Origin of the sequence: Metallumcola ferriviriculae (assembly GCF_035573695.1) — a bacterium.
Lineage (GTDB): Bacteria > Bacillota > JADQBR01 > JADQBR01 > JADQBR01 > Metallumcola > Metallumcola ferriviriculae.
Genome location: NZ_CP121694.1, coordinates 3,599,667 through 3,613,764, shown reverse-complemented (window position 1 = coordinate 3,613,764; position 14,098 = coordinate 3,599,667). Strand labels below are relative to the sequence as shown.

The following is a 14,098-nucleotide window of genomic DNA, read 5'->3' as shown; positions in this document are numbered from 1 at the left end:
GACAGATTCAAGAGTTTCAGATTAGGACCCGTTGGGGGTCTTTTTTGCTTTCTAGGACTATTTTCCTATATTAAATGAGACCTACGGTGGATTAAATGCAGCTGTCGAAATTGATAAACTTTAAGTGAAACAAAACAAATGGAGGTGCATTTAATGTTTAACTTGCTGACTGAGTTTTTGTTTGATGAAAAAGGACAGGCGATGACGGAATATGGATTGATCTTGGCGCTTATTGCGGTTCTCCTTATTGGCACCTTATTACTGCTCAAAGACGAGCTGGTGACCATGTTCGAAAAGGTGGTTACCGGTCTCCAGGGACAAGCGCCAACACCCTAATGAATATGTAATCATGTAAAGCCCTACTTATTGAGTAGGGCTTTACACAACCAGGGGGGATTAGTATTGGCTAAAATATTGCTTATCACAATATTACTTATATGCTGTTACACTGACCTGCGCACAAGAAAGCTGTACAACTGGGCTACGTTAGGCGGGGCTTTGCTTGGTTTTATTACGAATTACTATTATTTAGGCACACGGGGTCTAAGCATCGCATTTATCGGCTGGGTTACTGGAATTATAGTTCTTATTATACCTTATTCAATGGGCGGTATCGGTGCAGGTGATGTTAAATTACTGGGTGCGATTGGCGCGTTTCTCGGTCCTTACCGTGCAGTACAATCATTTTTAATCGCGGCAATTCTAGGTGGTATTTATGCTGCAGCAATTTTGTCAAAACAAAAAAAGCTGCTGGCGATTACCAAGGGTTCGATAATGGAATTAAGTATATTTGTCATGTCCGGCTTTCAGATTAACACTTTTGTGGGGGAAAAGGACGGTACTGCAGCAGCAACTATTCCGTACGGTCTCTTATTAAGTATCGGTGCATTAGTGGTCTTTCTGTTGGGGGTTTGAAGATGTTTCTAAAGAGTATTCGATGCAATAAAGGACAAGCATTGGTGGAAATAGCATTGGCGCTGCCGTTGTTAATAATATTATCTTTAGGCGTATTGGAAGCTGGGCGAGTAATCCATACTTATTTAATTGTGGGTCAAGCTGCTCGGGAGGGCGCAAGAATTGCTTCCCTGAGGGCTGATGACCTGGAAATAGTTACTAAGGTAAAGGGAGAGCTGTTCTCTTTGGGGGCGGAAACTGCGGCTGTACATGTCCTTCCCAGTGAGGTGGAACGGCAGCCGGGGAGAAGTGTAACGGTACAAATAGATTATCCCCTAAGCATTTATGCTCCAGTATTGAATGGATTCTTACCCAATCCATTTATTGTTCAAGCTGAGACAACGATGCGTATCGAATGAGGTGGTTAGGATGATTGAATTGATTAAGCACCTAAAAAATGATAAAGGACAGGCCGTGGTATTTGTGGCTCTTTTGATGCTTTTGTTCATGGCAGCAGGAGCCATAGTTGTGGATGTTGCACTGACTATGGTGGCGAAGGAAAAGCTGCAGCAAGGCCTTGATGCCGGGGCATTGGCAGGTACGATGGAACTGTACGACCAGCCTGCTAACGCTTTCGCTGTTGCGCAAGAATATCTTTTAAATAATGTTCCTGGGTTGGATAGCTACAGTATCAATAATAGACCGACAAAAGCTGGTCTAAAACTATGGGGAGAAAAAGACCTTCATTTCTTTTTTGCACCGTTGCTGGGATTCAGTAGTGGCACTGTATCCGGAGTTTCTGTCGCTGAAATCGGCGCTGTTTCCTCTGTTATCGGGGCTGCGCCTTTAGCCATTGAGCAGCATAATTTTGATTATGATGACCCTTATATACTGAAGCAGTCGCCAAACGGCTTTTCTTTTGAGACTTATTTAGGTGCAGGAAATTTTGGCGCTCTATCACTAGGGGGTGGCGGGGCATCAAAGTATGAAGAGAATCTCAAGTATGGGTTTAGGCAATTATTGGCCGTGGGTGATGTAGTAGCTACGGAAACAGGAAACATATCCGGAGCAACCCGGCGAGGGGTTGATTTCTTGCTCCAGCAATGTGACCATGACCCGGCGTGTACATATAGTAGTTTTAAACCGGGTTGTCCTAGAATACTTTTAGTTCCGGTCTATAAAGAAGTAGAAATCCTTTCGGGGCAGATTAAACAGGTTGAAGTTGTTGGGTTTGCATCTTTTTTTATTTCAGAGGTTTCGGGAACGGGTGTAAATAATCAAATAATTGGCTATTTTGTAAAATCCTTTGCGGCCGGGACTACAGGGGTAGATGTACCTGACTTTGGCCTTAAGACCGTAAGGCTTGTGAAAGGGGATAACCAATAATGCGTAAGAAACTAGTGATTCTTTCTATAATATTTGCAGTGGCGGCAGGTGTTGCGACATACTTTTTTTTCGATGGTTTAGAGGCGAAAACCGACAGTAAGGCTGAGACGACCAAGACATTGGTGGTGGTAAAGGAAATATCATCGCTTCAGAGGATAACGCCGGCGGATGTAACTGTCAGAGAGATTACGAATAACCAGCTTTTGCCTGGTGCAGTAAAACAACTTACGGGTTTGAAAGATGCTGTAGCCAAGGTGCCGATTTACCCCGGAGAACAAATAGTGGCTCAGAAACTTTTATTTCCAGATCAGGCGGTGGCAGGGCTTAGCTTTAAAATAACACCGGGAAAAAGAGCAGTAAGTATAGCTATAGATGATGTGCAGGGGTTGTCAGGGCTGATAAAACCAGGAGACAGAGTGGACGTCTATGCTACCATAGAGCCTCAACAAAATATGCAGCAGTCTAATGGAGGGGGGATTAAGGCGGTGTTGGTAGTGGAGAATGTGCGTCTTTTGGCAGTAAACCAACTACTTAATCGCGGTGAAGATGTGGTGAAGATGGCTAATGTGAGCATCGAAGTAGAGTCCAAACAATCCCAGGCCGTTATATTGGCATCACAGTTGGGCAGAATGCATCTCGTGCTTAGGCACCCTGAGGATAACCAAATGCTTAAGTTTAAACCACTGGGTAGCAATACTTTCTTTGGAGGGGGGGGACCTAGCAATGGAGCAAATAACGGTAGTAATAGTTGATGACATTGCTCAAACAAGACAAGATATATCGCGTTTATTATATTTTGAAAAAGACGTTGCGGTAATTGGGGAAGCAGCTAACGGTAATGAGGCCATAGAAATTGTGGAAAGCAGCAGCCCGGATGTCGTCTTGATGGACATCAATATGCCGGGTTTGGATGGCATTAAAGCTACTGAAGAAATCACATCACGTTATCCCAATGTGGCCATTATCATGATATCCATTCAGGGGGAACAAGAATACTTAAAAAAAGCTATGATGGCCGGTGCACGTGAATATCTCACTAAACCTTTTAGCGGCGATGAATTGGCCAACACCATTCGCCAGGTCAACCAATTAACTAAGCGTCGTGCGGGGGCGGGCACAGAAGGACAATCCCTATCCAAAATGCGTCGGGGAAAGGTAATCAGCATTTTTTCCGGTAAGGGCGGTTCAGGAAAAAGCTTTATAGCAGTTAATCTTGGCGTAGTCTTAGCCAAAACGGCTAAGGTAGCCATATTGGATTTGGATACCCAGTTTGGCGATGTAGCGATTATGTTGGGGTTAAGCCCCAAGCGTACTTTAGAACAGCTTCTGGAGGAAGACAGAATGGATTGGGAGGTCCTACAAAGTTATCTGTTGCCCCATTTGTCCGGGGTGCAGGTGCTGCCCAGTGTCGGTAATGTAGGCAGCAGTGAGAAAATCAATCGCGGTTTTATCGAAAACATTATCAATGTTATAAAGGACCGCTTTGATTTTATTATTTTAGATATGGCTACCGGATTTAATGAGCTAAACCTGATGGCTATTGATAAGGCAGATTTAATTTTCCAGGTGGTTACCCCCGATATTCCAGCCTTAAAATCTGCTATATCGGCCCGCTCGGTTTTCGATAGTCTGGGTTTTTTAAATAAGGTACATTTGTTAGAAAATTTTGCTGGAATTAGTGGCGGGTTGAAATCATCGGTAATAGAACAAAACCTGAAGACGGGTTTAGGGGTATCTATTCCGTGGGGTGAGAAGGAAATCTTAAATGCGGTGAATAAGGGCATGCCGCCGTTATTGGGCCGAGCCCCTGAGGGGATGAATGATTCCTTCAAAAAGCTTAGTGGTATTGTCGGCGGAAGTGCAGCTGCGGTTGCAGAGGGACCGGGTTTGTTTAAAAAGATATTTAGCTTTTAGGAGGGTGTAGCATGACATTATTAGAACGTTTGGAAAAAAGTCAAAACCGCACCTTTCAATCGGTAACGGTGGAAAAGGATGGGCTGAAAAGAAAAGTGCATGAAATGGTGATTGGCGAACTGGGAAAATCGGAAACGGCGGCGTGGGGCTCCAACGAGGGGGAATTGGAACACCAAATAAGAGAAATAGCGGAGAAAGTACTCAAGGAAGAGAGTGGCTTGTCCCAGGCAGCGCAAGAGCAGTTGATTAGAGAGATTATCAACGGTGCAGTTGGCTATGGCCCAATCCAGGAACTGCTCCACGATGAAAAAGTGTCTGAAATTATGGTTAATGGAATTGACCAGGTGTTTGTCGAATGTAGTGGCCGTCTAGAAAAAACTGAAGTGAAGTTTGAAAATAGTGAGCAGCTTACTAGTTTGATTGAAAGAATCGTGGCCCCCTTAGGTCGGCGAATCGACGAAAGTATGCCCATGGTAGATGCCCGGTTAAAGGATGGTTCGCGGGTTAATGCAATTATTCCGCCGCTTTCCCTAAAAGGCCCTATCCTGACGATAAGAAAGTTCTCGAAGAAGCCATTGGAGATTAATAACTTAGTGGAATTAGGGACACTCTCTGAGGAAATGGCCACACTTGTAGAGGCCTGTGTCAAGGCACGTTTAAATATCATCATTTCAGGCGGCACAGGGTCAGGTAAAACTACTACGTTAAACGTACTATCCTCCTTTATCCCGGGAAATGAACGCATCGTTACCATTGAAGATGCGGCCGAACTGCAGTTAATGCAGGAACATGTAGTGCCTTTAGAAACAAGGCCATCAAATATTGAAGGGCGGGGGGAAGTGACCATTAGGGAGTTGGTACGTAATGCGTTGAGGATGAGGCCGGATAGAATTGTTGTGGGTGAAGTACGAAGTGGTGAGGCGTTGGATATGCTTCAAGCGATGAATACGGGTCATGACGGGTCCTTGACCACGGGTCATGCAAATTCCCCCAGGGACCTCTTATCCAGACTAGAAACTATGGTATTAATGGCCGGGATGGATTTGCCCGTGCGTGCCATTAGGGAACAAATTGCTTCTGCAATTGATGTAATTATACAGCAGTCCAGGATGAGTGATGGAAAGCGGCGTATTACTTACATTACGGAAGTCTTGGGCATGGAGGGGGATATAATCGTGCTGCAGGATATATTTCGCTATAATCAGGAAGGCTTTCAGGGCGGGTTCAGACCCACGGGGATACGGCCGAAATTTATTAGCCGGATGGCGGCAGAAAATATAGAATTACCGCAAAATTTATTTTTTAACATGACTAGGTGATTAAAATGACTGTAATAATTAGCGGCTTGATATTTGCCTGGACTTTAGTGGTACTCTTGGGTTTATTTACCGTTTTTGAAGAAAGGAAGCGTTTGGACCGCCTACTGCAGGAGACAGGGTTTAACAGTGAATATCCGGGGGCGCAAAAAACTGAGAAGAATAGCCTGCTTGAATTAGCAAAAAAATTAAGCATGGGCCAGCGCTTGGTTAACTATCTTCTCCAGGCCGGGGTACCCTTACGGCTTGAAGAAGCTTTGTTAATTGGCGGAGCAGTTTTTTTGCTGTTAGGTTACTTGATAGTAGCCGGCCTTTTCATAGAAGCTTTGGCATTAACCATTGTATTGATGTTTTTACCTTCGTTATGGTTAGCGAGCGTACGCGGCAAAAGAATACGTAAATTTGACGGTCAGTTAGGAGAGGCAATGGTGTTAATGGCCAATTCAATGCGGGCGGGTTTTAGTTTTTTTCAGGCGATGGATCTGATTGCTAAAGAGGCACCGATGCCGTTGGGTGGGGAATTTTCTGGGATATTAAAAGAAATTCAATTGGGTATGCCCACTGAGCGTGCGCTAAGCGGTGTTTTACAAAGGGTTGCCAGTGAGGATTTGGAAATGATGGTTACTGCGGTACTGATTCAAAGGCAGGTCGGCGGTAATCTTGCTGAAGTACTTGACAAAATTTCTGAAACTATTACTGAGCGGGTTCGTATTAAAGGAGAAATTAAAACTTTAACGGCGCAGGGTCGAATTTCCGGGATGATTATTGGTTCGCTGCCACTGGTATTAGCGTTTATATTAATGTTAATTAATCCGGAATATATTAAAGTTTTAATTACTGATCCAGTGGGACCGATACTCATTATTTACGGTGTTATTTCGCAAATAATGGGGGCGTTAATGATTAGAAAAATAGTTTCTTTGGGTATATGAAGGAGGCGAATGGGATTGATACCGGCATTACTAGTTTCTTTTGCAGTGTTATTTATTGGGTTGAGTTTGGCAAGTCCGGCGGTAAATTCCATAGAACAGCGTTTAAATACTAGCGCTCCAGGAGATACAAAGCTGCATGAGCCGTTCACACAAAGGATTTTGCATCCTTTGCGGCAACGATTGGTAAAGAAAGTATCCTTTATGCTTCCAAAAGAAAAAAAAGAAGCATGGCAGAAGCGCTTGTGGCAGGCGGGTTTTTTGACTGCTGTCCCCAGTGATTTGGCTGCGGCAAAATTGCTGGGAAGTACCGTTGCTGCAGGGATTGTATTATTATTGCTGGTTTTGGGAGACGGTGGCTTTAATGTTTTCACTGTAATAAAGGCAATAGTACCAGCGGGAACGATAGGATATTTGGTGCCGGAACTAGTAATCGGGCAGCGCATAGTTCTGCGAAAACAAAAATGCGATAAAGAGCTTCCGGATTGCTTGGATTTACTTACCATCAGTGTGGAAGCCGGTTTAGGCCTTGACGCCGCATTGGCAAAGGTAGTAGAAAAAGGGAGGGGAGTATTAGCTAAAGAGTTTGCCTATTTGCTGCGGGAACTCCAAATGGGACAGTCAAGGAAAAAAGCCTGGCGCAATGTGGCCAGTCGGGTTGGTACGGAGAGCGTGGCTAATTTCGTTTCCGCCGTCATACAGGCAGAACAGTTGGGAGTGGGATTGGCGCAAGTATTGCGGTCGCAGAGTATGCAGGTGCGTACTAAACATCGCCAGAAGGTTGAGGAGAAGGCTATGAAAGCACCGGTAAAGATGTTGCTGCCGCTGGTATTGTTCATTTTCCCGACCATGTTCGTTGTGTTATTAGGACCGGCACTAATCCAAATAATAAGGGTGATGAGCCAATGATTTTTCATCCTGTGGCAATTACAGTCCCGTTCAGAGGGGTGACAATATCCTCCCAGACTGCTTTGGCAGAGCGCTTTTTCAGCCGTTTAAAGGGGCTGCTGGGGATGAAGCAGTTTTCCCCAGGGAGTGCATTGATTATCAAGTCATGTTCCACCATTCATACGTTTGGCATGAAATTCCCTATTGACGTAATCTTTGTCGATAAACAGGGCAGGATCAGCAAAATGTATTACGGAGTAAAGCCCGGGAGGATTGTTTCAGGCGGACTTAGTTCTGTGATGGCAGTTGAGCTTCCTCAGGGAACAATAGATAACACATCCATCTCCACCGGAGACAGAATTAGTTTAACCTAACCCCTACAGGGCAGATAGGGGTAACCTGTAATGCGGAGGGTTTGATATGAAAAAAAATAGGCCTTTGGTAAATAAAATATTCTTACTTTCAGTAGGAAGCATTACCTTTTTTATAATTCTCTGGGCAATTTACTTTAAAATGCGGATTATTCCTTTAAGTGCCGAAGCGGAACAGATTTACTTTCGGGAGATAATGCCAGGCCTCATAATTCAGGGGTTAGTTTTTGCTCTGATGTTTAGGTTTTTTTATACCAAGGTATTGGGAAGAAGAATTCAGTCGCTGCTCAACTACTTGGATGCCTGTGTCGGAGGCGAACTGAATTTAGACAAAGACGATGTTATCAATGGGCAGGATGAAGTAGCCCTCGCAGGAGAACAGGTAGGCGTTCTGTTAAATTATTTAGATAATACTTTTAGACTGATGCAGGAGCGAACGGCTTATTTTAAAAGTGCAGTGTTAAATTTGATGAATAGTGCCGGCAAAGCCGACCAAGGTTTGTCTGAAATCAATGACAGCATTCAGGATATAAATAAAAAACTTCAGTCTATCACAACGGATATCAATAATTGGGAAGCAAAATACGTCAATGTATCAGAGTCGGAAGAAACCATTGCTGATTGCTGCCAGGCCCTTACGCGATTGTTAGAAATGGGCAAAAATGAAGAAATGGCAAATCAGCTAAAGCAATATAATAGGTCTGATTTTGCACCCATGAGGGGTTTGATGACAGTATTGACGGAAGATCGAGAACATTACGGGATTGGCAGGGATATATGCAATAGTTATTTACTAGCCATACGGCAAACCAACGAGACGGTGGCGAAGCTAAAGCAGGATTTGGAGGATATGATGCGCTTTACATCCAGAGCTTATGAATGTGTTGAGCCATTGGAGGGTATTTCGCTGCGTGGTGATGCTGACCGTCTGTTTCATGCGGTTGGGAACTTAGAAAATATCTATCAGCAAAGAAATAGTGGTTTAGCAAATTGACCAAGGGAGGGAAACCTCCCTATAATTTTTTTCTAATGTAAAGGGACAGTTAGAAGCAGCTTGAATCCGGTAAATTAATTTAGCGGTTTTTTTGCTTTTTAGCAGGAAATATGCCGAAATAAAATGTAACATTAATAGAAACCTCCTGTGAAGGTGAAATTGAAAAAATGTAAAGAACTACTAGATTAAGGTGCGTGGCAGAATATGTTGAGAAAAATCATGGGTATTACAATTTTAATTATAATGTTACTTTTATACGCGGCTAATCTAAATTATAGCGCCGGCAACGAGCAGATCAGCAGCAAGAAAGATAGTGTTGAGAAAAATACGGTAGATGAGATTGCCCCTTTGATTGAAGAAGAGGTCTTTCCTACATATATAATAGAAGCGTTTATTTCGAAAGAAAACAGAGTCACAGCGAAGATGGCGATAGACTATACCAATAATCTTAATTATGGCCTGGAAGTGGTTAAGTTACTGCTTCCCGCCAACATTTTATACAATGAACCATATATACGCGTTAACGAAATAAAAATTCAAAATAAGCCAGCTGTGTACAAGCTAGATACGGGGCATGCCATGGTAAAACTGCCCGAAAGGCTAGCTCCGGGTGAAAAAATCAGCATTACTATGGATTTCAATACCGAGGTCCCTATTCAAGGGGAAAGATTCGGCTATTATCTAGGTGTGGGAATGCTGTCTAACTGGTATCCGGTTATTGCACCTTATGATATCAAGGAAAAAGAATGGATGGAATTCCACCCCAGTGATTTCGGGGACCCTTATTTTTTTGACAGCGCTTTTTTCAAAGGTCATATTCGTTCTTCTAATAATCTTCAGGTCATATCTCCTTTTTTCCCAGCAACAGAGAGTGCTGAGAGAACTATTTGGTTTGACAGCAAGCTGCCGATTAGAGATCTAACCCTCGTTTATGGCGAAAACTTTAGTATGATGCAAAAGAAAGTTGATGATACAATCGTACAATACTTTTATCATAAAAAGCGCAATTTTTTGGATGCAGCCGCCGAATCTTTGCAGTTTTATAACGAGATTTACGGCCGTTATCCCTACGAAAGACTGGTCGTTGCCGATGTTCCGTTGCAGAGATTAATGGGCATGGAATTTTCGGGGATGTTTTTCTTAAGCACCCGATATAGGAATATCGGGGAGAAAACTTTAGCTCACGAGGTTGCACACCAATACTGGTATGGCCTGGTTGGTTCAGATCAAATAAATGAGGCATGGATTGATGAAAGCTTAGCTAACTATTCAGCAATTCTATTTTTGGAAAATAAGTATGGGTTCAAAACCTATCAAGAAGAAATAAATAAGATTAAACGTAAGAACATTGGATCATCCAGCTTACTCTCGTTGCAGGAATACCCTTCCAAATTTGCATATCGTGAAGCGGTTTATGAGAAACCTATTATGCTCTGGGATGAACTTAGAAACTATGGCGGGAAAGAAAGGGTAGTATCTCTTTTAAAGAGCATTCAAGATAAGTATCATTTTCGACGCATTAGTACAGAGGCTTTATTTGGCGAAATAAAACCAAAATTTAAAGAGCAGGAAATCGATTATGATTTTTAATATATTTTGAACCGCGGGGCTATTTAAAGCAGTCTCGTTTTTTTTGAAAAATACTTTGTCGTATTATTAACAAAAGATGCCAAAAAAGAGGGATTTTATCAGGTTTGATGGAATTAATTCTATCAAAACTATAAAAAAGCATGGTAGGAGGTTCTTTCAATGACAAAAGGTAATTCGATTGTGGAAAGACAATTAGTCGTATTTAATTTAAGTACCGAAACATATGGTATTGATATTTCTGCTGTTCATGAAATTATTCGTATTCAGGGCATCACGGAAGTTCCCAGAACGCCAGAATTTGTGGAAGGGGTCATTAACCTTCGGGGTAGAATTGTTCCTGTAATAGATTTGAGAAAACGTTTTGGCTTAGATTTGGTTGAAAAAACAAATAACACCCGCATTATCGTTGTGGAAGTGGACGACATGACGGTAGGGATGATAGTAGATTCAGTGTCTGAAGTGCTGCGTTTACCGGTAGATAGCATTGAGCCGCCACCGGCTGTGATTTCCAGCGTAGACCTTGAGTATCTGCAAGGGGTAGGAAAATTAGACGACCAAATTATTATCCTTCTTGACTTGAACAGGGTATTAAGGCAGGAGGAGAAGGCACAAATAAGTGAAGAAAGTTTCCAGGAAGTGGCTGCTGCCCAGGAGTAAGCTAGGCCCGGATGGACAACCTGGAAACACGGGGAGGATAGGAATATGAGTTCTTTTGATGATATGTCTCAATACCTAGGTGTTTTTTTGGATGAGGCGGAAGAACAGCTGCAAATGATGAGCGAAGGACTTGTTAAACTTGAACAAAGTGGTTCGGACCAGACACTGTTAAACCAGGTTTTTCGGGCTGCTCATACGATAAAAGGGGCCTCGGCATCCATGGGTTTTGATAAGATGGCGCACCTAACCCATGAAATGGAGAACCTGCTGGATAGAGTGCGCAGTGGAGAAATGGATTTTAATCGGGAACTGGTAGATACCTTGTTGGAATGCTTGGATACTTTGGAACTGCTAAAATCAGAAATTAGTGATGGTGACGACCGCCAGATAGAGATTGATGACTTGGTGGCTAAGCTGCAAAGGTTTGATGGTGAGATTGCGGGTGCAAACTCTACCCCATCTTCAGATGACTCAAATTTCACAAATGACTATGATGAAGTTGAGCGAAACCTCCTCAATTCCGCAAGAAAAAGCGACTTTAACACTTTTAACATTAAGGTGGAACTAGCTAGCGATTGTCAGATGAAATCCGTTAGAGCGTACCTAGTATTCAATAATCTGGAGGAGTTAGGAGAGGTCATAAAAACAATTCCGTCCACTGAAGAGATTGAAGACGAAAAATTTGACTACTCTTTTGAGCTGGTCTTTATTTCTCAGGCTAACGCTGCTCAAATTCGAGATATGATTAACTCCATTTCGGAAATTGAAAATGTCACGGTTCAACCAATTCATTTGGATAACTACGACGTAAGCGAAAATGAGGCAAAAGGCCTAAAGGAAAAGAGTGGGATTGAGAACGAATCAAAGGCACAGCAAACTAAAGCTGCTGCTGCAGCTGCAGCAAACCGTAAGGTTAGTCAAACGGTGCGGGTAGATGTAAAGCGGTTGGAAAGTCTTATGAACCTGGTTGGTGAATTGGTAATTGACCGCACTAGACTGGCGGATGTAGGTATCAGTATTAAAGAACATCTTGGTGGGCATTTGGCTGAAAACATGGAAGAGATATCTACCCATATTGGCAGGATTACTACCGACCTGCAGGAAGAGATTATGAAAGCGCGGATGCTGCCTATAGAGCGAGTGTTCAATCGTTTTCCCCGAATGGTTCGGGATTTGGCTAAGAAGGCAGGTAAGGAGATAAATTTCGTGGTTGAAGGTCAGGAGACGGAACTTGACCGAACGGTGATAGAAGAAATTACTGACCCGTTAATTCATCTCTTGAGGAACTGTGTCGACCATGGTATCGAGAATCATGAAAAAAGAATAAAAACTGGTAAGCCGGCGCAGGGGATTGTCAAGCTGAATGCGTTTCATGAGGAGAATCAGATAGTTATTACCGTTAGTGATGACGGTGGAGGGATTGATCCCGAAAAGGTGCGTCAAAAAGCCATAGCCATAGGGATAATTGATGTAGATGTCGCCGCACGCATGCCGGATCAGGAAGTGATAAATTTGATTTTTTATCCCGGTTTTTCCACGGCCAGTGAGGTTAGTGATGTTTCCGGGCGGGGTGTGGGTATGGATATCGTTAGGGCGCATATAGAGAGAATTAACGGACGTATTTCCATTGATACTAGTGTTGGTAAGGGTACTACTTTTAATATTACCTTACCCTTAACATTAGCCATCAACCGTTCGCTATTGGTTCAGGTTTGTGATAGCGTTTTGGCATTTCCCTTGGTCAATGTGGTAGAAATTATAAATGTAGAACAGGAAAAAATATATTCAATGCAAAAACGCCAAGTTACTTTGGTACGGGGGCATGTTTTGCCGTTATTTAGTCTCGCAAAGGTGCTTGGCTGGGAAACGAAAAGCAAAGCTAAGGAAAGTTCTAAACTCCAGGTGGTAGTAGCGGGAATTTCGGAGAAAAAGGTTGGTTTTGTAGTAGATGGTTTGTTGGGAGAACAGGAAATAGTAATTAAGTCTCTAGGTGAATATATCGGACAGGTACCGGGGTTGGCAGGAACTACTATTATGGGAGACGGTAAGGTGGCATTAATTCTCGACATACGGGGTTTGGTTGAGCAAACGGGAGCGATTAACAACTATGGTAAAGCGAACTGAACCAATCAAGGTTTTGGTAGTGGACGACTCTGCGGTAATGAGAAACATTCTAACACAGATTTTAAATGACGATGCGGCCATTAGGGTAGTGGGTATTGCTCGCAACGGCCAAGATGCGCTGCAAAAGTTGAGCCGGTTAAGTCCAGACGTAGTCACAATGGATGTAGAAATGCCGGTAATGGATGGATTAACTGCGGTAAAAAAAATAATGGCCGTTAATCCCGTGCCTGTTATTATGTTGAGCGGACTAACAGCAAGAGGGACACGGGAAACGATAGAAGCTTTGGAAGCTGGTGCAGTAGACTTTATCACTAAACCGGCACCAGGGGCCGGTGTGGAAGATTTAGCGAGTACCTTAACTACTAAGGTAAAAGGAGCAGCATCCGCCGCCGTACAGAAATGTACATCAGGTGGTAGACAGGATGTGATACCTGTACGCTCATACTCCCAGACAGGCCTTTTTTCGGTTGTGATCATAGGTACCTCTACAGGCGGGCCTTCAGCGCTGCAACAGGTCATACCTAAATTCCCGCGAACGTTCTCTGTGCCTATCATAGTGGTGCAGCATATGCCGCCGGGATTCACGGGTCCTTTAGCAGAAAGACTTGATAAGAGCAGTGAATTAAAGGTTAAAGAGGCAGCCAACGGGGATGAGGTAATGCGCGGCACTGTTTTGGTCGCCCCAGCGGGAAAACAGCTTTTGCTTGAAAAAAATGCTGGCACTGTCAAAATTTTATTGAAGGATAACGTTAACTATCAAACTTTATTTAAGCCGTCAGTGGATGTAACAATGACATCTGCAGCCAATACTTTTCAATCACGAACTTTGGGTGTCATTTTAACTGGAATGGGGAATGACGGAACGCAGGGTGCCACATTGATTAAGGAAAAAGGCGGTACAGTGATTGCCCAAGACGAAGAAAGCTGCGTGGTATACGGGATGCCTAGAGCTGTTTTTGAAGCAGGCCAGACAAATGCCGTATTTCCCTTAGTAAAAATTTCTCAAGAAGTTATTAGGTTAGTGTAAAAATCGGC

The 14,098-nt window shown here is 43.2% G+C and carries 15 protein-coding genes; all 15 read left to right on the top strand.

What is annotated here, in order from left to right; all coding sequences use genetic code 11:
* Positions 1 to 153 precede the first annotated feature (153 nt).
* Positions 154 to 336, top strand: a complete 183-nt coding sequence (locus tag MFMK1_RS17855; protein ID WP_366923030.1) for a Flp family type IVb pilin — start codon at positions 154 to 156, stop codon at positions 334 to 336.
* A gap of 66 nt (positions 337 to 402) precedes the next feature.
* Entirely contained in the window at positions 403 to 915 is a 513-nt protein-coding gene (locus tag MFMK1_RS17850; protein WP_366923029.1) for an A24 family peptidase, read from the top strand.
* Between the two features lie 2 nt (positions 916 to 917).
* The gene (locus MFMK1_RS17845) at positions 918 to 1,313 is read left to right on the top strand and encodes a TadE family protein (RefSeq protein WP_366923028.1); all 396 of its coding nucleotides are present in this window, start codon (positions 918 to 920) and stop codon (positions 1,311 to 1,313) included.
* Between the two features lie 10 nt (positions 1,314 to 1,323).
* A complete protein-coding gene (locus MFMK1_RS17840) occupies positions 1,324 to 2,280 on the top strand; it encodes a TadE/TadG family type IV pilus assembly protein (RefSeq protein ID WP_366923027.1) in 957 nt (318 codons plus the stop codon).
* Positions 2,280 to 3,032 (top strand): Flp pilus assembly protein CpaB, encoded by a 753-nt coding sequence (cpaB, locus tag MFMK1_RS17835; RefSeq protein ID WP_366923026.1) that lies wholly within the window; start codon positions 2,280 to 2,282, stop codon positions 3,030 to 3,032. The genes MFMK1_RS17840 and cpaB overlap by 1 nt, the downstream gene beginning before the upstream one ends.
* Complete coding sequence (locus tag MFMK1_RS17830) at positions 3,004 to 4,194, top strand: CpaE/TadZ family protein (RefSeq protein WP_366923025.1); 1,191 nt, start codon at positions 3,004 to 3,006, stop codon at positions 4,192 to 4,194. The genes cpaB and MFMK1_RS17830 overlap by 29 nt, the downstream gene beginning before the upstream one ends.
* Positions 4,195 to 4,205: 11 nt before the next feature.
* Positions 4,206 to 5,513: a TadA family conjugal transfer-associated ATPase gene (locus MFMK1_RS17825; protein ID WP_366923024.1), complete on the top strand. Its 1,308-nt coding sequence runs from the start codon at positions 4,206 to 4,208 to the stop codon at positions 5,511 to 5,513.
* A gap of 5 nt (positions 5,514 to 5,518) precedes the next feature.
* Positions 5,519 to 6,442 carry a type II secretion system F family protein gene (locus tag MFMK1_RS17820; RefSeq protein ID WP_366923023.1) on the top strand — a complete coding sequence of 308 codons (924 nt, stop codon included), beginning with the start codon at positions 5,519 to 5,521 and terminating at the stop codon, positions 6,440 to 6,442.
* 15 nt (positions 6,443 to 6,457) lie between these two features.
* Complete coding sequence (locus tag MFMK1_RS17815; RefSeq protein WP_366923022.1) at positions 6,458 to 7,348, top strand: type II secretion system F family protein; 891 nt, start codon at positions 6,458 to 6,460, stop codon at positions 7,346 to 7,348.
* Entirely contained in the window at positions 7,345 to 7,701 is a 357-nt protein-coding gene (locus MFMK1_RS17810) for a DUF192 domain-containing protein (protein ID WP_366923021.1), read from the top strand. Before MFMK1_RS17815 ends, MFMK1_RS17810 begins: the two co-directional genes overlap by 4 nt.
* A 46-nt stretch (positions 7,702 to 7,747) precedes the next feature.
* Positions 7,748 to 8,692: a methyl-accepting chemotaxis protein gene (locus tag MFMK1_RS17805; protein WP_366923020.1), complete on the top strand. Its 945-nt coding sequence runs from the start codon at positions 7,748 to 7,750 to the stop codon at positions 8,690 to 8,692.
* 204 nt (positions 8,693 to 8,896) lie between these two features.
* Complete coding sequence (locus MFMK1_RS17800) at positions 8,897 to 10,282, top strand: M1 family aminopeptidase (protein WP_366923019.1); 1,386 nt, start codon at positions 8,897 to 8,899, stop codon at positions 10,280 to 10,282.
* A gap of 159 nt (positions 10,283 to 10,441) precedes the next feature.
* Positions 10,442 to 10,939 (top strand): chemotaxis protein CheW, encoded by a 498-nt coding sequence (locus tag MFMK1_RS17795; protein WP_366923018.1) that lies wholly within the window; start codon positions 10,442 to 10,444, stop codon positions 10,937 to 10,939.
* 45 nt (positions 10,940 to 10,984) lie between these two features.
* The gene (locus MFMK1_RS17790; RefSeq protein WP_366923017.1) at positions 10,985 to 13,063 is read left to right on the top strand and encodes a chemotaxis protein CheA; all 2,079 of its coding nucleotides are present in this window, start codon (positions 10,985 to 10,987) and stop codon (positions 13,061 to 13,063) included.
* On the top strand, positions 13,047 to 14,090 hold the full coding sequence (locus tag MFMK1_RS17785) for a protein-glutamate methylesterase/protein-glutamine glutaminase (protein ID WP_366923016.1): 1,044 nt from the start codon (positions 13,047 to 13,049) through the stop codon (positions 14,088 to 14,090). The genes MFMK1_RS17790 and MFMK1_RS17785 overlap by 17 nt, the downstream gene beginning before the upstream one ends.
* Positions 14,091 to 14,098 lie beyond the last annotated feature (8 nt).

What these genes read in the sequence shown, in the direction of transcription:
- MFMK1_RS17855 (WP_366923030.1), top strand. Translation starts at nt 154, where the DNA reads ATGTTTAACTTGCTGACTGAGTTTTTGTTTGATGAAAAAGGACAGGCG.
- MFMK1_RS17840 (WP_366923027.1), top strand. Translation starts at nt 1,324, where the DNA reads ATGATTGAATTGATTAAGCACCTAAAAAATGATAAAGGACAGGCCGTG.
- MFMK1_RS17845 (WP_366923028.1), top strand. Translation starts at nt 918, where the DNA reads ATGTTTCTAAAGAGTATTCGATGCAATAAAGGACAAGCATTGGTGGAA.
- MFMK1_RS17825 (WP_366923024.1), top strand. Translation starts at nt 4,206, where the DNA reads ATGACATTATTAGAACGTTTGGAAAAAAGTCAAAACCGCACCTTTCAA.
- MFMK1_RS17810 (WP_366923021.1), top strand. Translation starts at nt 7,345, where the DNA reads ATGATTTTTCATCCTGTGGCAATTACAGTCCCGTTCAGAGGGGTGACA.
- MFMK1_RS17785 (WP_366923016.1), top strand. Translation starts at nt 13,047, where the DNA reads ATGGTAAAGCGAACTGAACCAATCAAGGTTTTGGTAGTGGACGACTCT.
- MFMK1_RS17805 (WP_366923020.1), top strand. Translation starts at nt 7,748, where the DNA reads ATGAAAAAAAATAGGCCTTTGGTAAATAAAATATTCTTACTTTCAGTA.
- MFMK1_RS17830 (WP_366923025.1), top strand. Translation starts at nt 3,004, where the DNA reads ATGGAGCAAATAACGGTAGTAATAGTTGATGACATTGCTCAAACAAGA.
- cpaB (WP_366923026.1), top strand. Translation starts at nt 2,280, where the DNA reads ATGCGTAAGAAACTAGTGATTCTTTCTATAATATTTGCAGTGGCGGCA.
- MFMK1_RS17800 (WP_366923019.1), top strand. Translation starts at nt 8,897, where the DNA reads ATGTTGAGAAAAATCATGGGTATTACAATTTTAATTATAATGTTACTT.
- MFMK1_RS17820 (WP_366923023.1), top strand. Translation starts at nt 5,519, where the DNA reads ATGACTGTAATAATTAGCGGCTTGATATTTGCCTGGACTTTAGTGGTA.
- MFMK1_RS17795 (WP_366923018.1), top strand. Translation starts at nt 10,442, where the DNA reads ATGACAAAAGGTAATTCGATTGTGGAAAGACAATTAGTCGTATTTAAT.
- MFMK1_RS17790 (WP_366923017.1), top strand. Translation starts at nt 10,985, where the DNA reads ATGAGTTCTTTTGATGATATGTCTCAATACCTAGGTGTTTTTTTGGAT.